This is a genomic window from Streptomyces olivaceus, from assembly GCF_000721235.1.
Classification (GTDB): domain Bacteria; phylum Actinomycetota; class Actinomycetes; order Streptomycetales; family Streptomycetaceae; genus Streptomyces; species Streptomyces olivaceus.
The window spans coordinates 530060-548166 of sequence record NZ_JOFH01000001.1; the positions used below are offsets into that span (position 1 = coordinate 530060).

The following is an 18107-nucleotide window of genomic DNA, read 5'->3' on the forward strand; positions in this document are numbered from 1 at the left end:
GGGGAGCGCACGGGGCCGTGGGTGCGGTGGCGGTGGGTCCGGCGGTCAGGAGGCCCTGGTCTGCGGGCCGTCGTGGATCTCGACGTCGCCCGAGTCGCCGAACGTCAGCCGGCAGGTGTCGGCGCGGTAGGTGGCGACGGAGAGCGCGGCGGTGCGGCCCTCGGCGAGGTAGCGGGTGGTGACGACGAGGACGGGAGCGCCGGGGAGGCGGTCGAACTCCTTCGCGTCGTCGGCGCCGGCCGAACCCAGCTCGACAGCGCTCTCCCGGCGTTCCAGCGTGCCGTGCTGGAGTTCGCGCAGCACGGCACGCGCGCGTGCGGGGCCGGACGGGGCGTCGATGGCGGTGAGGCCGGGCACCGCGGCCGGCGGTACGTAGAGCAGTTCCGCGGCGACGGGCCGGCCCTGGCTCACGCGGGAGCGGCGGACGGTGTGGACGGCCTCGTCGCGGCCGGTCCCCAGGGCGTCGGCGACGGACGCGGGCGGCGCCGCGAGGTCGCAGTCGGCCGGCTCCCAGGCGTCGTCGTCCGTCCCCGGCCAGGCGTGCTGCCCGGTGCCGACGGCCACGCCGACGCGCGGCGGCGCGACGGTCGTGCCCACGCCCCGGCGCCGCTGGAGCCTGCCCTCCAGTTCGAGTTGTTCCAGGGCCTGGCGGAGGGTCGCGCGGGCGACGCCGAAGCGGGCGGCGAGGTCGCGCTCGTTGGGCAGGATCTCGCCCACCGAGAACTCCGAGTCCAGGGCCTCGCTGAGCACGGTCCTGAGGTGCCAGTACTTCGGTTCCGGCACTGATTCCAGCTGCGTGGTCCCCACCCTGTCCTCCGCAATCGCCGTAATCCGGCGGCGTTTTGACGCCCTTGTTTATTAAAGGTTGTTGCAGTTCTCTGCGACCATAAAACGGCCCGGACCCTTGGTCAAGACCAATCCCGCGTCCGGGCACCCCGGACCGCCGTCGCACGGCGGGAGCCGGGGCGGAGGTTGGGGCGGGGCCGCAGGTGGGGCGGTGGCGGTCAGGCCGGGGCGGCCAGGGAGCGCAGCTTGTCGGGGTTGCGGATGATGTACACCGCCTGGACGCGCCCCCCGGACACGTCGAGCTGGAAGACGGAGTCGGGCGTGCCGCCGGACAGGACCAGCAGGGCGGGGCCGCCGTTGATCTCCAGGAGGCGGTGGGTGAGGTCCGGGACGCTCTTGCGCGCGGCGCCCTGGAGGAAGCGGGCCACCTTGTCGGAGCCCTCCAGCTCGCGCAGCGGCGCCCTGGACTTGCCGCCGCTGTCGCCCACCAGCCGGACGTCCGGCGCGAGCAGCTCGAGGAGGGCGGCCAGGTCGCCCCCGGCCGCGGCGGCGAGGAAGCGTTCGGTGAGGTCGCGGCGCTGCGCCGGGTCGACGTCGTAGCGGGGCCGTCGCTCGTCGACGTGCCGGCGGGCGCGCCCGGCGAGCTGGCGCACCGCGGGCTCGCCGCGCTCCAGCATCGCGGCGATCTCCGCGTACGGGTAGCCGAACGCCTCCCTGAGCACGAACACCGCGCGTTCGAGCGGTGACAGCGACTCCAGGACGACGAGCACCGCGAGCGACACCGAGTCGGCGAGGACGGCCTGCTCGGCGGTGTCGGGCCCGGCGTCCCCGAAGTGGGTGACGCAGGGCTCGGGCAGCCAGGGGCCGACGTACGTCTCGCCGCGCGACTTGATCTGGCGCAGCCGGTCGACGGCGAGGCGGGTGGTGACGCGCACCAGGTAGCCGCGGGGTTCGCGGACGGCCGACCGGTCGGCGCCGGACCAGCGCAGCCACGCCTCCTGGACCACGTCCTCCGCGTCGGCCAGGCGGCCCAGCATGCGGTAGGCGACTCCGAGCAGGACGGGGCGGTGCTCCTCGAAGACGTCGGCCGCGATGTCGGTGGTCACCGTTCCATCCCACCGGACGCGTCCGGTGGTGTCCAGGCGGCGTCGCGGCGATGTCGCACACAACCGGCACCGGGGTCTACCCGTCGGTAGCTCTTGCTGACAGTCTGTCTACGCAACCCGACCCCGTCCCTCGTCCGCGCGTCCCCGGCGACGCGCGCACCCGGCAAGGAGCCCCATGTCCGCAACGCTCTCGTTCACGGCCCCCACCGAGCACGGCCCGCAGGACGTCACGCTCGCCTACGCGCGCGTGGGCACCGGCGAGCCACTGCTCCTGCTGCACGGCATAGGCCACCACCGGCAGGCCTGGGACCCCGTGGTGGACATCCTGGCCACCGAACGCGAGGTGATCGCCGTGGACCTGCCCGGTTTCGGCGAGTCCGCCCCGCTGCCGTCGGGGCTGCCGCACGACCTGCCGACGACAGGCGCCGTGCTCGCCGCGTTCTGCGCCGAACTGGACCTGGACCGGCCGCACGTGGCGGGCAACTCGCTGGGCGGCCTGCTGGCCCTCGAACTCGGCCGCACCCGGCTGGCGCGGTCGGTGACCGCCCTCTCCCCGGCCGGCTTCTGGACGCGGGCCGAGCGCCGCTACGCCTTCGGCGTCCTGCAGGGGATGCGCCGCACCGCCCGGAGCCTGCCCCTCCCCCTGGTCGAGCGGCTGTCCCGCACGGCGCTGGGCCGCACCGCCCTCACCAGCACGATCTACGCCCGGCCCGGCCGCCGCTCCCCCGAGGCCGTGGTCGCCGAGACACTGGCCCTCGCGCACGCGGAAGGGTTCGCACAGACGCTGCGGGCCGGACGGAGCGTGCTGTTCACCCACGACGTGCCGGGCATCCCCGTCACCGTCGCCTGGGGAAGCCGGGACCGGCTGCTGCTGCCCCGGCAGGGCGTGCGCGCCAAGCGCGTCGTCCCGGGGGCCCGCCTGGTGCGGCTGCCCGGCTGCGGTCACGTGCCGATGAACGACGACCCGGCCCTGGTGGCCCGTGTCCTCCTGGACGGCAGCCGCCCTCAGGAGGCGAGCGCCGCGAGCACCTCCTTCAGCACGGTCGGGTTGTAGGGCATGCTCGCGTGCGGCGTGTGGTCCTCGGGGTCGATGTCCTGCAGCACGATGTTGTTGACGTAGCGGCCCTCCGTCTCTTCGAGGGCGCAGGAGGTGTACGGGGTGACCACGTCGTCGTACCGGGTGGCGATGACGGTGTGCCGGACGCCCTCCGTGGTCTCGCCCAGGTCGGCCAGTTCGCGCTGGAAGGGGTGGCCGTGCTGGAGCTGCGGCCAGGCCGGCACCACCTCCCCGACGGCGCCCTGCTCCAGGAGTTCGACCGCGCCCGGGATCTGACGGGCGAGGTTCAGCAGCCCCTGCGCGGTGACGCCGTGGTTGCTGGGCGCGATGCCCACGAAGTTGTGCACCTTGGGACCGCCGCCCAGCGCGTTCAGGTAGTAGCGCGGCAGCATGCCGCCCTGCGAGAAGCCGACGAGGTCGACCTGCTGGGCCCCGGTGCGGCGCAGTACCTCGTCGACGAAGTCGGCGAGCTGCCGCGCGGAGTGCTTGATGTCGCCGAGGCCGAAGATCACGGGGTTGCCGTGCTGGCCGTAGTCGACCCGGAAGACCCGGTGGCCGTGCTGCCGCAGCAGCGGGGCGGCCGAGGTCCAGGTGTAGCCGCGGTTGCCGAAGGTGCCGTGCACGAGCACCACGGGGCGCGGATGCTCCTCCGTCGCGGGGACGTTCCAGTCGTCCTCCCCCGCCTGTACGTCGACGGTCGTGATGATCTGGGCGCCGGCGGCCTGTGCGAGACCGGCCAGTCGGTGCGGGGATTCGACGAGGTCCGCGGTGGCGTCCTCGGAGTTGAGCCCCGGGATGCGGGGGCTGAGGCTACTCACGACGATCTCCCTGTCGTTGGGACTGCCGGTCGGGATTGCCGACGGGCCAGGGGGTGTCGTTTGGATCTGGTCGGTTCCAGGCAACGGTGCCTTGTCGCCGACCCGAGCGGGGTCCGGTGCGTGCAGCTGCAAGGCGGAGGAGGGCGACAGGGCGGAGCCCTGGCAACCGACGACAACGCCGCAGATGCGCGTGCCGGACCCCGCGACCCCGACAAGATCCAAACGACACCCCCTAGGTCGGATTCCTCAGTCTGCCGTCCGGTGAATGGCACAACGATCCCTCTCCCGAAGGAAAGAATTACCCCTTTCGAGGTATTAGGGTTCGTCCTTTCGAAGGCGTCCCGGGGCCTTTCGAACTCCTCCGGGGGCCAGTCGAGCCGTGGCGCCGCGCAGCACCCGGGCGTACCAGCCGCGTCCGGCTGGACGGACGGTCCGCCCCGTCAGGGCCCGCTCGGCGCGCTCCAGGACCTGCCCGAACACCGCGTCGTGCACCGGCCGGACGACGACGGGCCAGGCCAGCCAGCGCCATCCGTACGGCCGGACGACCAGCGTGTGACGCAGTAGGCTCCGCCCCTCGCCGAGGCTTTCGACACTGAATTCGTGAAAGCCCTCGAAACCCCGCGGTCCGGTGAACCGGAAACGGATCCACCGTCCCGGCACATAGTGGCTCACCACATAGCTGATCGGGCCGTGGCCGCCGGGCATGCCGACGGCCGGCGGTCCCTGGAAGCGCAGTTCCGGCCAGCCCGGGGGCCACAGGCGGTCGTCCGGGCAGCCGAGCGAGTCGAGCAGGGCGCCGACGCTCTCCGGCGGGGCGGGCAGCGGGCGTTCGTGCACGTTCAGCAGAGCGATCACGGAAGCCAGCCTGCCCGTGCGCCCCCCGGCCGCAACTCCGCCGAACGGGGCGGAAGGCGAAGCACGCCCCGAGCGCGTACCGCCGACCGTGCGCCGTAGTCCGCGCGCCAACGCGCGGGCGGGAAAGGGACGTTGTGCGTGGGGGGTGTGACGGCGTCCGAGCGTAAGGACAGATGAGACGCGGAGCTGCCGGATCCGGCAGCCGCCACGGCTCGCCGCGAGAGGGGGACATGTTCATGGCCACAGGGCCCATGGAGCCGGAGTCCGGTGACGGCGGGGAGAGCTGGCCTGCCGTACCGCCTCAGGAGCTGCCCGGGACGTGGCAGCCGCTGCTGGGGCGGCCCGCGCTGGCGGAGTTGCTCGGCCATCCCCTCGCGGGAGCCGCGCTCACGCACATGCGCCGGCTGCCGCCCGCGGTGGCCGTGCACTCCCTGCGCACGTTCCTGCTGGCCGACGCCTGCGCCCGGGCCGGCGGGACCGCGTACGACCGGGTCGGGCTGCTCGTCGCGACGGCGTTCCACGACGCCGGGCTGGTGGGCCGCGCACGGGTCGGGCGCGGTGGGTTTCCCGCCCGCTCGGCCGAGTTGCTCGACCACTTCCTGGTCGCCCACCGGGTGGGCGCGGCACGGCGCGCGGTCCTGACCCGCGCGGTGCGCGACCACATGCGGCCGCTTCCGGCGCGCGACGCGGGGCCCGAGGCGCGACTGCTGCACTTCGGTGCGTGGCTCGACGTCACCGGGCGCGGCGAGCGGCTCGTACCGGGAGACCGGCGCCGGCTCTCCGAACTGGCGCCCACTCCCTGGTTCGCCGTCTCCTTCTCCGCCCGGGTGGCGGCCTGCGGGCTGCGCCGGGTGCTGCCCGCTCCCCCGGCCGCCCGCCGGTGAGGGCCGGATCCGGGCAGTTCGCTCTTCCCGTCGCGAAAGGAACCGCAGACATGCAAGAGGACCCGCGTGTTTTCGATGTCGCCATCGTCGGTGGCGGCATCGGCGGGACGATGCTGGGGGCCATTCTGGCGCGCCACGGCGTGCGCGTCCTGCTGCTGGAGGGCAGCGGTCACCCCCGCTTCGCCATCGGAGAGTCCACCGTCCCCGAGACCACGTTCGGCCTGCGGGTGCTCGCCCGGCGCTACGGCGTACCGGAGATCGAGCACCTGGCCACCAACGGGGCGCTGCGCCGCCACGTGTCGTCGAACTGCGGGGTCAAGCGGAACTTCAGCTTCGTCTACCACCGGGAGGACGAGCCGACCCGGGCCGACGAGTGCACGCAGTACCCCACCTGGGGACCGCCGCTCGGCCCCGACTCGCACTACTTCCGGCAGGACGTGGACGCCTACATGTTCCACGTCGCCGTCTCCTACGGCGTCACGGCGCACACCCACACCATGGTCGACGACGTGAAGTTCGAGGAGGACGGCGCGACCCTCGTCACCCGCGACCGGGGAAGTTTCCGGGCGTCGTACGTGGTCGACGCCGGCGGGATGCGGGCGGTGCTGCCCGAGCGGCTCGGCCTGCGGCAGGAACCGCCGTACCGCACCCGCTCGCGCACGATCTTCACGCACATGGTCGACGTGCGTCCCTTCGACACCGTGGCGCCGCCGCGCGAACAGCACGGCATGCCCAGCCCGTTCAGCCAGGGCACGCTCCACCACATGTTCCGCGGCGGGTGGTTGTGGGTCATCCCGTTCGACAACCAGTCGACGAGCACGAGCGAACTGTGCAGCGTCGGCCTCAACCTCGACCTCGACCACTACCCGCGCCCGGACGACCTCTCGGCCGAGGAGGAGTTCTGGCAGCACGTGCGCCGGTTCCCCAGTGTGGCGCGGCAGTTCGAGCGGGCGCGGGCGGTACGGCCGTACGTGTCCACCGACCGGACCCAGTTCGCCTCCCAGAAGGTGGTCGGCGACCGCTGGTGCCTGCTGCCGCACGCCAGTGACTTCATCGATCCGCTCTTCTCCAGCGGACTGGCGGTCACCGTGATGGCGCTCAACGCGCTGGGCCACCGGCTGATCGACGCGGTGCGCCAGGACGACTTCGACACCTCCCGGTTCGCCTACCTGGACCACTGGACCAAGCGGATGTTCCGGTTCTACGACGACCTGGTGTCCTGCAGCTACATCTCGTTCGACGACTTCGACCTGTGGAACGCCTGGAACCGGGTGTGGACCATCACCACGCTGTACGGGACCAACGCCCAGAACCAGGCCGCCGTGACCTACGAGAAGACCCACGACCCCGCATGCTTCGACCGGCTCGAACTCCCGCCCTACCGGGGCCTTCAGGGCATCGACAACCCATGGGTGGAGCGGCTGTTCGACCAGTCCAGGGACGCGGTGCTCGCCTACCGGGCGGGTGAGTCGACGAAGGAGCGGACGATCGACCGCATCTACGAGCTGCTGCGCGAGAGCGAGCTGTGCCCGGCGGTGTGGGGCACCCTCGACCCCGAGGACCGCTGCCCCGCCGGGGTGTTCACCCTGTGGCCGCTGATGAAGATCCTGCTGTGGGGCAAGTACCGCTCGCCGAGGCACGTCCGCGGGTCCTACTTCACCGGTGGCGCGCGGATGGTGGGCAGGGAGGCCGTCGAGGCGTACACCACCGAACTGCGCGCCGGCGGCCTGCAGGTGCACCAGACCGTGCGGGACATGTGGTTCAACTGGAACCGGGACTGGGCCCACCGTGCGGCGCCGCGGAAATGACGGGGAAGAATCATTCCTGCCGCCCCGCAGACGCCCACATTCCGGTTTGCCCCTCCGAGGCCTCGGGTAGGAAAACCGCATGGCCGACAAATCAAAAGTCGGCCGCGGTTCTCACTGCTCAATCCGAGAGACAACGGGCTGCAATCCACGATGGTGCGACATTCCACCTGCCAATCGCCCGCTGAATGCTCCTGGGAAGACATCTTCCAGCATCAGGACCGCCTCATGCGGCTGGTTCGGCGAAGACTGCCGAGTTTCCAGGACGCCGAGGACTGCGTTCAGGAGACCATGGCCCGCGCAGCCGCCCACACCACGTTGGACAGGAACCGGCTCGGTGCCTTTCTGACGTCCGTGGCGCTCCGCCTCTGCATCGACTTCTACCGCGACATGGACCGGCGCAGCAGACTTCTGCAGCGCGCGGCGCCCCTGGACGCCTTCGGCACCACCGAGGAGGACGTCTGCGACAAGGACTTCGGCAGATGGCTGCTGGGTCAGGTCCAACATCTCCGCGGCCGGGAGCAGGAGGTCATACTCGCCCGCGCCAAGGGAATTTCCACGGCGGAATTCGCCCGCCTGCACAACATTTCCGTCAAGGCGGCCGAAGCCGCTTTCACCAGAGGTAGAGCACGCCTCAAGAACGCGTGCGCCAAGTCCCTCGAAGGCTGCCTCAAGTAATTCCGCAGCCGCTCCGGACACTCTGTCCCGCAACACTCTCCGACACGAAAGAGAAACGGAAAGGGACCCCACTCATGTCCAACAACAAAAACATCCAGGACATCTTCAAGGACCTTGTCGGCGATATGGCCGACAGCGGCAAGACGGCCTTCGACGACATGCTCAACCGACCGGACAGGCCCGGCTCCTCCGGCAACCCCGTCGACACCCTGGCCGGACTGCCCGCGAACGCACTGGGCGCGCTGACCGGCGCCGTCAACCCCGCGACCGCGCTGGCGGGCGCGGCCAACCCGCTGGCGGCCCTCGCGGGCGGCCTCGGCGGGGCGGGCAACCCGCTGGCGGCGCTGGGCCCGGGCGCGCTGGGCCAGTTGGGGAACATCGCGGGCGCGGCGCAGAACCCGCTGGCCGCGCTCACCGGCGGCGTCGGCGGCAACCCGCTGGCGGCGGTCGCGGGCGCGGCCAACCCCTTGGCGGCGCTCGGCGGGGCCGGGAACCCGCTGGCGGCGCTCGGCGGCGCGGCCAACCCGCTCGCCGCGTTCGGCGGTGCGGCCGGTGCCCTGGGCGGGCTGGGCCAGCTCGCCGGCGGCCTCGGGCAGGCGGCCGGCGGGGTGGGCGACCTGATGTCGCTGCCGACCCAACTGGCCCAGCTGCTCCAGGTGCTGCCCAAGCTCATCGAGGCGCTCCAGGGCCTGCAGAACCTCACCAACCTCCCGGGCCAGGCCGCGCAGCAGGGCCTCGGGGCGCTCCAGGGCCTGACCGGGCAGCAGCAGCCGGGCGGTGGCCAGTCCCAGGGCGGACCGTCCTCGTCGTCGAGCTGACCGGTCGTGCCGCTGTCCCGTGAGGCCCGCTCGCCCGGGCACTTCCGGCGCCGTCCGGCACCCGGATCCGCAACCGAGGAGGATCACTCACGATGACGTCTGTCGTCGGCGACCGGCTGCGTCTCGTGGTCAAGGTCCTGGGCAGCCTCGTCGCCGACGAGGTGGGGCAGGCCACGCGACTGCGCCGACGCGCGCGACGGGACACGCGGCCCCCGGCGGAGGACTCCGACTCCTCCGCCGGGGCCGACGGGACCCCGGCCGGGGCGGAGCAGCGCCGTGCCAAGGCGGTGCGCCAGGCACTGGAGAGCCTCGGCCCCTTCTACGTCAAGCTGGGGCAGATCCTCTCCACCCGCCCCGACATGGTCCCGCCGTCGATCCGCGAGGAGCTGCAGAACCTGCACGACCAGGTGGACGTGCAGCCGTTCTCGGTGTTCGAGCCGGTGCTGGCGCGGGACCTCGGACCGGACTGGAAGCTGCGCTTCGACGACGTCGAGACCGTCGCCCCGCTCGGGGCGGCCTCGCTCGCGCAGGTGTACCGGGTGTCACTGCCCGGCGGACGTCCGGCCGTGGTGAAGATCCAGCGGCCCGGCATCCGCGAGGGCGTGCTCGCGGACATGGCCCTGATGCGCCGGGCGTCGAAGATCGTGGCCCGCGTGGCACCCCGGTTCAACGAGGTCATCGACATCGAGGCGATGCTCGGTTCCGTCTTCGACGCGATGGAGCCCGAGCTGGACTTCAACGGCGAGGCCCGCAACATGGACGAGGCCCGCGGCCACATCCGGTCCTTCCGCTCGCTGGAGGTGCCCCGGGTCCTGCACTCCAGCCCCCGGGTCCTCGTCCAGTCGCTGGCCGGCGGGAAGTCGGTGCGGCACATCGACCGCGCCCACTTCACCGACGACGAGCGGATCGAGATCGGCAAGGACCTGCTGCGCTTCATGTACCACGGGTACTTCGTGCACCGCTTCTTCCACGCCGACCCGCACGCGGGCAACGTCTTCGCCGCGCCCGGCGGGCCCGCGACCCTGATCGACTGGGGCATGGTCGGCCGCCTGGACCGGCGCACCAGCCTGCAACTGCTCCCGCTGTTCATGACGCTGGCCCAGAACGACGGCGCCGGACTGGCGCAGCACTGGGCGGAGATGGGACGGCTGACTCCGTGGGCCAACATGCCCGCGTTCGCCGCCGACATGGCGGCCTTCGTGCCCAAGGTGTCCCATCTGTCGCTGGAGGACATGAACTTCGGCGTATCGCTCACCACCGTGCTGGCCAAGGCGACCAAACGGGGCATCGGTTCGCCGCCGGCGGTCTCGCTGCTGGGCAAGTCGTTCGCGAACCTGGACGGCTCGGTGCGCTGCCTGGCCCCCGAGATCACCCTGCCCGAGGTGTTCCAGGGCGAGGTGCCGAAGATCCTGTTCGAGCTGGGCCGCGAGTTCCTCGGCCGCAACCAGTTCGCCCGCAACTCGATGGAGTTGCTGCTGGCCGCCGTCACCGGCCCCGAGCAGGCCCGCGGCGTGCTGTCGGACTTCGCCAACCGGCAGTTCGCGCTCAACATCCACGAGCCGCGCACGCCCCCCTCGATGGGCGGCCAGCGTCCCACCCGGCCCTCCGGCGGACTGCTGGCGCTGGGCGCGCTCGCGGTGCTGCTCGGCCGCCGCCGCTCCCCCTGAATCCACGGCCGCGAACACCGGACCGCACCGGACCGGCGTCCGCCGCGTCGCCCCGTACCGACGGCTTCCGCCGACGGCTGCCGCCAACCGCTCCCACCGACCCGGAGGTTGCCCGTGCCCGACACCCCACGGCCCCCGTCCCCGCCCGCACCGGACGCAGCACTGCCGGACGGGCTCTCCCGCGTGGCCCTGTGGACGGCGTCCGCCCACGCCCGGGAGTACGAGCGCGCCGATCCGTACGTCCGCGACCCGTGGGCCGCCGACTTCCTGAGCGCGGCCGGTTTCACCGGAGGCCCTCCGGGCGACGGCCCGCTCCAGCGGCTGCTGCCGGACTGGGCCGTGGTGCGCACCCGGTTCTACGACGAGCACCTGGTGGCCGCGGCCCGCTCGGGCTGCCGCCAGGTGGTGCTGCTCGGCGCGGGTCTCGACACTCGTGCCTTCCGGCTCGACTGGCCCACCGGCACGCACGTCTTCGAGGTCGAGGACCCGGCGCTGCTGGCCTTCAAGGAGCATGTGCTCGGCTGGGCCACGCCCTCGTGCGGGCGGCGCAGCACCGTGGGCGCCGATCCGGCCGGCGCGTGGCGCGAGGAACTGCTCGCCGCGGGACTGGATCCGCGCCGGCCCACCGCGTGGCTGTGCGAGACGCACCTCTACCACCTCCTGCCGCACACGGTGGAGTCCGTCGTCGGCACGGTCACGGAACTCTCCGCGCCCGGCAGCACCTTCGGCGCCGAGTGCGTGAACGCCGAGGCGGCGCCCTCGGCGTTCGTGGCGCCCTTCCTGGAGGCGCTGTCGGCCACCGGGATCTCCTGGCACTGGCAGCTCGCCGACCCGGAGGGCTGGTGGGCGGGGCACGGCTGGGACACCCGGGTCGCCGACCTGTTCACGCTGCCGTACGTCGTCCAGCGGCTCGCGCCGTATCTGCCGATGGTCTCCGAGGCGGCGGCCGGGTGCGTGTTCCTGACGACGTCCGGACTGGCGGACGGGCACCGCTGAGACCGCGGGCCGTACGACGGGGCCGGGGCCCCCGGACGCGATGTCCGGGGGCCCCGGCCGTGCGATGCCGTGTGCCGTGTGCCGTGCCATGCCCTCGTGGACGCTACGGCTGTTCCAGTTCGAGGAGCGACGCGAGCCACAGGTCCGGGAGTTCGTCGGCGGTCGTCAGCGCCTCGTCGTGGATCACCGCGAGGCAGGCGGTGTCGTGCTGGCTCGTCAGCGTGATCAGGCAGCGGATCCCGGCGCCGAGCCCGGACCAGACGACGGACCGGTGGGCGGCGTTGCCCTGGTGGACGAGGGCGGTGCCGAAGTTGACGCTGCTCACCGGCCCGGCCACGGCCCGGCCGTTGACCACGCGGGTGCCGACCCGGGCGCCGATCCCGCGCGGACCGGCCGTCTGCATCACGCGCAGGGACTCGCGCAGCCGGCCGGTGCGCATGCCGTCGCTGCGGGCCACCACCCGGCTCAACGCGTGCCGGGGCGACGGCGCGTCGCAGGGCAGCAGGACGCGGGCGACGACGATCCGGTTGCCCGGCACGCACTCCTCGCCGGGGGCCCGCACCGACATCGGGACGGCGACCGGCAGCGGCGGATGCGCCGCGCCGGTGTTCTTGCGGTGCCAGGTGCCCACCGCGTGGGCGAGCGCGGCGAGGAACACGTCGTTGACGGTGGCGCCGTGCGCCCGGCCGACGGCCCGCAGCCGCGCCACCGGCACGACCGTCTGGCACAGGCCGGTCCGGCCGCTGAGCGGTACGTCGAAGGCGGGCTTGTCGCTGTGGCGGAAGGAGGCCGCGAGAGCGCCGGCGGCACTCGCGAGGCCACGGGCGGTGGGCCGGCCGCCGTGGTAGCCCGGTGGTCCGCCCACGGGGTCGTCGTCGAGGAGGGCCCGGGCGGTGTGCGCGGCCCCGATGCCGTCCTGCAGGGTGTGGTCGGTGCGGTAGCACAGGCTGTGCTCGCCGCCGGGACCGTGCACCAGCCACACGTCCCAGGGCGGCCTGTCGTCCCCGCCCGGCGGGTGGGACAGCATCAGCCGCCCGGCTCCCGAGCCGTCGTCGTCGCCGGGCAGCCACGCCTCGTGCACGTGCCGTTCCACGTCGATCCCCTCGACCCGGGAGAAGGCGCGGCCCTCCCGGTCGATCCGGTAGCGCAACGCCGGGATGCGGTGGGCGCGTTCGGCGACCCGGGCGCGTACCGACGCGAGCGTGGGCACGGGGCCGGAGAAGGCGAACAGGAATCCGGCGGGCAGCGGTTCGCCGCGCATGGCCAGGTGGTAGGCGAGGTCGGCGGTACCCATGGGCACCGGCGTCGGCGGTCCGCCGTCGGTGCCGAGGTGGGGGGCGTGCATCGGGAACCTCTCTGTCGGTCCGCCCGTCCTGCCGGTCCGGTCGGTGACGGGAACGGGCAGGACGGAGGGGCCATCGCTGTCGGTGTAAGAACAATGACTACCGGTAGCGGGGCCCTGGCTGTGGGTGGCGAAACCGTGGCTACCGCGCCGGACGGGCCGATCAGCACGCGTGCCGTGCGACACGGCCGAGCGTGTCGACGTATCCGCGCACCAGGAACCGTCCGGGACCGTCCACGGGCAGGCGCGGGGCCCGGGAGCGGTGCCACGGCAGTGGATCGCCGGGTTCCGGCTCGCCCAGCAGGGCCGCGGCCACGTGTGCGCCGTGCGCCACCGACAGGGCCAGGCCGTGTCCGCAGCAGCCGCCGATGAACCAGACGTCGGGGAAGCCGTGCACCGGTCCGACCACCGGCAGGTCGTCGCCGGTCATGCCGATCCGGCCGGACCACCGGTGGGTGATCCGGACGCGCGCGAGATCGGGGTGCAGGGCGTGCAGCCACCCCTCCAGCCGGGCCCAGGCGCGCTCGCGCAGGGCCTGGAGCCGGGGGGCGGAGAGCCCGGCCGGGACCACCGCGGTCCCGCCGCCCGCGATCAGCCCCCGGTCCGGAAGCAGCCGGAAATACGGCGCGATCGACACCGCGTCGACGACGGCGTGCCCGGCGCGCCCGCCCAGGGCCTCGTACGCGCCGGGGCTCAGCGGTTCGGTGGCGACGGCGTACACCTCCAGCGGAAGGATCGTGCCGACCGGCAGTTCCAGCGCCCGTGCGGCGGAGTTGACGGCCAGCACCGCCTGCCCGGCGTAGAGGCGGCCGTGCGGGAGGACCAGCTCGGGGCCGACCAGGTCGCCGGGGCGCAGGGCTAGCAGCGGACTGCGGCCGTAGAACCGCACACCCTTGTCGGCGCACGCCCGGGCGAGGGCGCAGGTCAGGGCGGCCGGATCGAGGGTGGCGGCGGGGCGGTGCAGCAGCGCGGCCCGGTAGGGCACGGAGACCCGGGCGCGGATGCCGGCCGGGGAGAGGACCGGGACGTCCAGGCCCAGTTCGCGGCCGGTGCGGGCCTGGTGGGCGAGCGCCACCAGGCCCGCGGGCGAGCGGGTGGCCATCAGCTGGTCGCCGGCCCGCAGCCCGCAGGGCACGTCGAGCCGGGCGCACAGGTCGAGGACGTCCCGCACCGCCCGCTCGCCGGCGCGGTGCATCCGGCGCGCGGTGCGCGGGCCGAAGCGGCGCACCGCGCGGTCGAGGGCGGGGCCGGCCCGGGGGCCGAGCAGGCCGGTGCCCCGGCCGCTGGCCCCGGCGGCGGGACGCGCGGCGTCCACGACGGCGATGTCGAGTCCCGGGGCGCGTTCCGCCAGGTGGTAGGCGCACGACAGGCCGGCCAGTCCGGCCCCGACGACGGCAACGTCCGCGGTGGCCACACCCTGCAGCTGGGGCTGGGGCGGCAGTTCCGCCGTGTCCCAGTAGGGCATGCCGGCCGGCTGCCCGGTCATCCGGCGGCGTCCGGCACCGGCCCGGTCAGCGAGCCGAACCGGCGGTCGTGCCACAACAGCGGGCGGCCCGCGCCGACATGGACGGCGGCGACCCGGCCGACGACGAGGTGGTGGTCGCCGTAGCGGCGCACGTCCTCGGTGAGGCACACCGACCAGGCGAGCGATCCGGCCAGCACGGGGACGCCGAGGATCTGCCGGGTGTCGGTGCCGGCGAACCGCTGGGCCGCCGTCGTCGTCGGGGACGCGAACCGGCCCGCCAGGTCCTGCTGTTCCTCGCGCAGCAGGTGCACTGCGAAGGTCCGGCGGGCCCGGACGGCGGCGAGGGTGCGCGAGCCGTCGCGCAGACAGGCCAGGAGCAGCGGCGGACGGGCGGAGAGGGAGGTGACGGCGGAGACCGTCATGCCGAGCGGGCCGTCGTCGCCGCGGGCGGTCACCACGGCCACCCCGGCGGCGAGTTTGGCGTACAGGCCCAGGCAGCGGGCGGCGTCGGGGCCGGGCTCCTCGTGCAGGGCCTCGACGGGCGGGGGCGCCGCGGTCGCCGCCCGGTCAGCCACGAGCCGCAGCCGCGCGTTCATCGATCACCTCCGCGTCCGCCAGCCCCTCCAGCACCCGGGCGATGTTGGTGCGCACCGTCGACTCGGCCACCGGGTCGAGGATCTCGGCCAGTGAGGGGATGCCGAGGTCGAAGGCGGCGGTGAACACGACGAGGGTGCCGCCGCCCCGCGCCTCGCAGCGCCAGCCCCCTTCGAAGGTCTGGAAGTCGCCGCTGAGCTGCTCGAAGGCGACGGAGTACGTCTCGGGCGCGAAGGTGTCGCGCTCCCGCCAGCGCATCAGGCCGCCGCGGAATTCGACCGTCCAGTCCGAGACCGTGGAACCGTCGGGCAGCGGCGGCTCCACCCGCACCTCGCGGAAGACCTCGCTGTACTCGGGGTAGCGGCGGAAGTCGCAGATGCGGTGGTAGACGTCGGCGGGCGCGAGGCCCTCGGCGAGGGCGTGCAGGACCACGTGGCGCATGGTGCGTTCGGTTTCCTTCCGGAGGGTGTGCGTACGCGGGTGCCGGCCGGACACGCAGCCGGGGGGGGCGGTCAGCCGGACATGCGCTCGGCCGTGCTGCGCAGGGCCTCGGCGAGGGTGGTGAGGAACAGGTCGAGAGCGGCATCCTCGACCACGGCCGGCGGGGTGAGCCGCAGGACCCGGGTGGAGTTGAGGGAGTGGTTGACGAGGACGCCGCGGGCGATCATCTCCAGCAGGAGTTCGCCGACGGCCTGTTCCTCGGCGAACTCGATGCCGATCAGCAGCCCCCGGCCGCGCACCTCGCGGACCAGGCCGCCCTCGTAGGGCGCGCACACCTCCCGTACGGCGGCCAGCACCCGCAGGCCGAGCGCCGCGGCGCGGGCCACGGTGTTCTCCTCCTCCATCGCCCGTACGGCGGCCAGTGCGGCGGCGCAGGCGATCGGGGAGGCGCCGAAGGTGGAGGTGTGCAGGTAGGGGTCGCGGCTGAAGGGCGCGTAGGCCTCGGCGGTGGCGGCCATCGCGGCGATCGGTACGACGCCGCCGCTGAGCCCCTTGCCGGCCAGCAGGACGTCCGGGACCACCTCCTCGGCGTCCACGCCCCACCAGGTGCCGAGGCGTCCCATGCCGGTCTGGATCTCGTCGACGACCAGCAGGGCGCCGTACACCCGGCACAGCGCGCGCACCTGGCGGAGGTAGCCGGGGCGGGGGATGCGGACGCCGCCCTCGCCCTGGACGGGTTCGACCACGACGCAGGCCCGGTCGCGGCGGGCGGCCAGCGCCTGTTCGAGGTCGGCCGGGTCGTCGTAGGCGACCTGCGTGACGTCCGGGAGCAGGGGCTGGAACGGTGTCTGGTAGGTGGGGTTGGCGGTGACGCTGAGCGCGCCGAGCGTCTTGCCGTGGAACCCTCGGCGGGTGGTGATCACCGAGGTGCGGCCGTGGGCGCGGGCGAGCTTGAGGGCGGCCTCGGTGGCCTCGGCGCCGGAGTTGACGAAGTGGACGAAGTCGACGCCGGGCGGGGTGTGGGCCGCGAGGGCCTGGGCTGCGCGGGCGGCGACCGGTTCGAGGAAGACGCGGCTGGCCAGCGGGTGGGTGTCGATCTGCCGGTGCACGGCCTCGACGACGGCCGGGTGGCGGTGGCCCAGGATGAAGACGCCGTAGCCGCCGAAGTCGAGGAAGCGGCGGCCGTCGTCGGCGTGGATCCAGGCGCCCTCGGAGCGCACCTCGGCCATGCCGCCCATGACCCGGCCCATGACGGCGCGGCCGGAGCCGATGTGCCTGAGGTAGAGGTCGACGATGTCGGTCCGGTCGGGCGGGGCGCCCTGGGCGCGGTCGTCACTGGCGGCCGGGTCGGCCCGGCCGGGCTGGGGGGCCGGGCTGGGTGCGTCGGTCCGGTCGGGCTCGGCCGTCCGGCTGGGTGCGTCGGTCCGGTCGGGCTCGGCCGTCCGGCTGGGTGAGTCGGTCCGGTCGGGTCCGGCCGTCCACTCGGGCGGGGCGCCCCCGTCTATGTGTCCGGTGGGCTCGCCCGGTGGAGTGGGCGCAGGGGGCGTGGACGGGGTGGACGGGGAGGGAAGGGACATGGTCACGACGCCACCTCGGTCGGCGCGGTCGCGGCGGCCCGGTGCCGGCCGAGCAGGCCGGAGCGCCCCTCGGCCCAGCTCTCCGCGTTGCGCACCAGCGCGGCGCGGATGTCGCCCCGGGTCAGGCGGGTGCCGCAGCCGGCCGTGCCCAGCGAGGTGTCGAAGGGCAGTTCCCGCTGGAAGACCAGCAGCAGTTCCGCGTAGTGCTCAAGGCGGCGGCGGACCGAGGCGGGCAGCGCGGTGCCCTCCAGCATGGGCAGGAGCAGCCGGTGCACCGCCTCGACGGGGATGAGCCGGGGCCGCTGGGGGCGGGGCAGGCCGTGGTGGACGGCGACGTCGGCGCAGACGTCGGCGAACTCCCCCAGCTCGATGGCCTCCTTGCCCGCCGTCAGCCAGTACTCGCCGCTGCCGACGCCGCCCCTGACCAGGTCGCCGACGGCCCGCGCCACGTAGTCCTGGGGCACCATGTCGATCCGGGCGTCGGGCGCTCCGGGCAGGACGGGCACCTGTCCCAGGACCATCGACCCGATCGTCTTGGTCAGCCCCTGCTGGCCGGCGATCCGCCCGGTCGCGGAGTCGCCCATGACGACCGAGGGCCGCACGATGGCGCCCGGTACCCCCGCGTCCCGCATCAGCTGTTCGGCCCGGCTCTTGGAGTCGAGGTAGGCCGCGGCCCCGGGAAAGCGGCGGCGGTCCTCTTCGGTGGGGGTGTTGGCCACGAACGCGGTGCTCATCAGGTACAGCGGGGCGTCGGCCCGGGCCGCCAGGTCGAGCACGGTGTCCGCACCGCGCAGGTTGGTGCCGGTGATGTTCTCCGGCGGGGTGCGCCAGTTGGTCTCGGCGGCGGAGTGCAGCACCACGTCGACCTGGAGGGCCAGTTCGTGCCAGGCCCGGGGGCTCAGGCCGAGCCGCGGGGCGACGAGGTCGCCCTCCAGTTCGCGCACCCGCGGGTCGCGCAGCGGGGTGTTGCGGCGCAGGCACAACAGGTCGTATTCGGCGGACAGTTCGTCGATCAGGGCGCGCCCGAGCACGCCGGAGCCGCCGGTGAGCAGCAGGGTGGGTCGGTCGCGCGGGCCGGTACGTCCGGCGGGCAGGACGGTGAGGCGCGGGTTGTCCGACTGCATGGGTGTGTTCTCCCAACGGGTCTCGGTCACCGGAGAGCGGTGACGGCACGGCAGAAGCGGGGAGGGAGGGGCGGGGAGACGAACGGGGCGGGAG

Annotated in this window: 17 protein-coding genes; 7 read left to right on the forward strand and 10 right to left on the reverse strand. The window is 73.8% G+C overall.

Annotated elements, in window-relative coordinates:
* Positions 1–45 precede the first annotated feature (45 nt).
* Together IG94_RS0102830 and IG94_RS0102835 are read right to left on the reverse strand one after the other, a co-directional pair.
* Positions 46–807, reverse strand: a complete 762-nt coding sequence (locus IG94_RS0102830) for a GntR family transcriptional regulator (protein WP_031030404.1) — start codon at positions 805–807, stop codon at positions 46–48.
* A 197-nt stretch (positions 808–1004) separates the two neighbouring features.
* Positions 1005–1892 carry an RNA polymerase sigma-70 factor gene (locus IG94_RS0102835; RefSeq protein WP_031030408.1) on the reverse strand — a complete coding sequence of 296 codons (888 nt, stop codon included), beginning with the start codon at positions 1890–1892 and terminating at the stop codon, positions 1005–1007.
* Positions 1893–2067: 175 nt separating this feature from the next.
* Between IG94_RS0102835 and IG94_RS0102840 the strand changes: the two genes are divergently transcribed.
* Complete coding sequence (locus IG94_RS0102840) at positions 2068–2946, forward strand: alpha/beta fold hydrolase (protein ID WP_031030409.1); 879 nt, start codon at positions 2068–2070, stop codon at positions 2944–2946.
* On the opposite strand, the gene IG94_RS0102845 is transcribed toward IG94_RS0102840, so the two are convergent.
* Together IG94_RS0102845 and IG94_RS0102850 are read right to left on the reverse strand one after the other, a co-directional pair.
* Positions 2898–3767, reverse strand: coding sequence for an alpha/beta fold hydrolase (locus IG94_RS0102845; protein ID WP_031030412.1), 870 nt, complete (start codon positions 3765–3767; stop codon positions 2898–2900). The two genes, IG94_RS0102840 and IG94_RS0102845, sit on opposite strands and share 49 nt — an antisense overlap.
* 315 nt (positions 3768–4082) lie before the next feature.
* On the reverse strand, positions 4083–4622 hold the full coding sequence (locus IG94_RS0102850) for an SRPBCC family protein (protein ID WP_211269647.1): 540 nt from the start codon (positions 4620–4622) through the stop codon (positions 4083–4085).
* Positions 4623–4858: 236 nt separating this feature from the next.
* Here IG94_RS0102850 and IG94_RS0102855 point away from each other — a divergent pair, with 236 nt between their 5' ends.
* From IG94_RS0102855 to IG94_RS0102880, 6 genes are all read left to right on the forward strand, one after another.
* The gene (locus IG94_RS0102855; RefSeq protein WP_031030418.1) at positions 4859–5506 is read left to right on the forward strand and encodes a hypothetical protein; all 648 of its coding nucleotides are present in this window, start codon (positions 4859–4861) and stop codon (positions 5504–5506) included.
* A 50-nt stretch (positions 5507–5556) separates the two neighbouring features.
* Positions 5557–7314 (forward strand): NAD(P)/FAD-dependent oxidoreductase, encoded by a 1758-nt coding sequence (locus tag IG94_RS0102860; RefSeq protein WP_031030422.1) that lies wholly within the window; start codon positions 5557–5559, stop codon positions 7312–7314.
* A gap of 150 nt (positions 7315–7464) precedes the next feature.
* Positions 7465–7989, forward strand: coding sequence for an RNA polymerase sigma factor (locus tag IG94_RS0102865; RefSeq protein ID WP_224227932.1), 525 nt, complete (start codon positions 7465–7467; stop codon positions 7987–7989).
* A gap of 74 nt (positions 7990–8063) precedes the next feature.
* Positions 8064–8807, forward strand: coding sequence for a hypothetical protein (locus tag IG94_RS0102870; RefSeq protein WP_031030428.1), 744 nt, complete (start codon positions 8064–8066; stop codon positions 8805–8807).
* A gap of 92 nt (positions 8808–8899) precedes the next feature.
* Positions 8900–10474 (forward strand): ABC1 kinase family protein, encoded by a 1575-nt coding sequence (locus IG94_RS0102875; protein ID WP_031030430.1) that lies wholly within the window; start codon positions 8900–8902, stop codon positions 10472–10474.
* 114 nt (positions 10475–10588) lie between these two features.
* Positions 10589–11470: an SAM-dependent methyltransferase gene (locus tag IG94_RS0102880; RefSeq protein WP_031030434.1), complete on the forward strand. Its 882-nt coding sequence runs from the start codon at positions 10589–10591 to the stop codon at positions 11468–11470.
* A gap of 103 nt (positions 11471–11573) precedes the next feature.
* Here IG94_RS0102880 and IG94_RS0102885 read toward each other — a convergent pair whose 3' ends face one another.
* The 6 genes from IG94_RS0102885 to IG94_RS0102910 all read right to left on the reverse strand — a co-directional run bounded on the left by IG94_RS0102885 (position 11574) and on the right by IG94_RS0102910 (position 18013).
* Positions 11574–12815 carry a wax ester/triacylglycerol synthase domain-containing protein gene (locus IG94_RS0102885; protein ID WP_031030439.1) on the reverse strand — a complete coding sequence of 414 codons (1242 nt, stop codon included), beginning with the start codon at positions 12813–12815 and terminating at the stop codon, positions 11574–11576.
* A gap of 160 nt (positions 12816–12975) precedes the next feature.
* Positions 12976–14298, reverse strand: coding sequence for an NAD(P)/FAD-dependent oxidoreductase (locus IG94_RS0102890; protein WP_031030442.1), 1323 nt, complete (start codon positions 14296–14298; stop codon positions 12976–12978).
* Positions 14295–14873: a flavin reductase family protein gene (locus tag IG94_RS0102895; RefSeq protein WP_031030444.1), complete on the reverse strand. Its 579-nt coding sequence runs from the start codon at positions 14871–14873 to the stop codon at positions 14295–14297. The genes IG94_RS0102890 and IG94_RS0102895 overlap by 4 nt, the downstream gene beginning before the upstream one ends.
* Positions 14845–15312 (reverse strand): aromatase/cyclase, encoded by a 468-nt coding sequence (locus IG94_RS0102900; protein ID WP_031030446.1) that lies wholly within the window; start codon positions 15310–15312, stop codon positions 14845–14847. The genes IG94_RS0102895 and IG94_RS0102900 overlap by 29 nt, the downstream gene beginning before the upstream one ends.
* Before the next feature lie 71 nt (positions 15313–15383).
* A complete protein-coding gene (locus IG94_RS0102905) occupies positions 15384–16889 on the reverse strand; it encodes an aspartate aminotransferase family protein (protein WP_224326230.1) in 1506 nt (501 codons plus the stop codon).
* 2 nt (positions 16890–16891) lie between these two features.
* Positions 16892–18013, reverse strand: a complete 1122-nt coding sequence (locus tag IG94_RS0102910; protein ID WP_031030451.1) for an SDR family oxidoreductase — start codon at positions 18011–18013, stop codon at positions 16892–16894.
* Positions 18014–18107: the final 94 nt, after the last annotated feature.

Excerpts from the sequence above, each read along its gene's own strand:
- IG94_RS0102840 (WP_031030409.1), top strand. The coding sequence starts at position 2,068 with ATGTCCGCAACGCTCTCGTTCACGGCCCCCACCGAGCACGGCCCGCAG.
- IG94_RS0102855 (WP_031030418.1), top strand. The coding sequence starts at position 4,859 with ATGGCCACAGGGCCCATGGAGCCGGAGTCCGGTGACGGCGGGGAGAGC.
- IG94_RS0102860 (WP_031030422.1), top strand. The coding sequence starts at position 5,557 with ATGCAAGAGGACCCGCGTGTTTTCGATGTCGCCATCGTCGGTGGCGGC.
- IG94_RS0102865 (WP_224227932.1), top strand. The coding sequence starts at position 7,465 with ATGGTGCGACATTCCACCTGCCAATCGCCCGCTGAATGCTCCTGGGAA.
- IG94_RS0102870 (WP_031030428.1), top strand. The coding sequence starts at position 8,064 with ATGTCCAACAACAAAAACATCCAGGACATCTTCAAGGACCTTGTCGGC.
- IG94_RS0102875 (WP_031030430.1), top strand. The coding sequence starts at position 8,900 with ATGACGTCTGTCGTCGGCGACCGGCTGCGTCTCGTGGTCAAGGTCCTG.
- IG94_RS0102885 (WP_031030439.1), bottom strand. The coding sequence starts at position 12,815 with ATGCACGCCCCCCACCTCGGCACCGACGGCGGACCGCCGACGCCGGTG.
- IG94_RS0102890 (WP_031030442.1), bottom strand. The coding sequence starts at position 14,298 with ATGACCGGGCAGCCGGCCGGCATGCCCTACTGGGACACGGCGGAACTG.
- IG94_RS0102895 (WP_031030444.1), bottom strand. The coding sequence starts at position 14,873 with ATGAACGCGCGGCTGCGGCTCGTGGCTGACCGGGCGGCGACCGCGGCG.
- IG94_RS0102900 (WP_031030446.1), bottom strand. The coding sequence starts at position 15,312 with ATGCGCCACGTGGTCCTGCACGCCCTCGCCGAGGGCCTCGCGCCCGCC.
- IG94_RS0102905 (WP_224326230.1), bottom strand. The coding sequence starts at position 16,889 with ATGTCCCTTCCCTCCCCGTCCACCCCGTCCACGCCCCCTGCGCCCACT.
- IG94_RS0102910 (WP_031030451.1), bottom strand. The coding sequence starts at position 18,013 with ATGCAGTCGGACAACCCGCGCCTCACCGTCCTGCCCGCCGGACGTACC.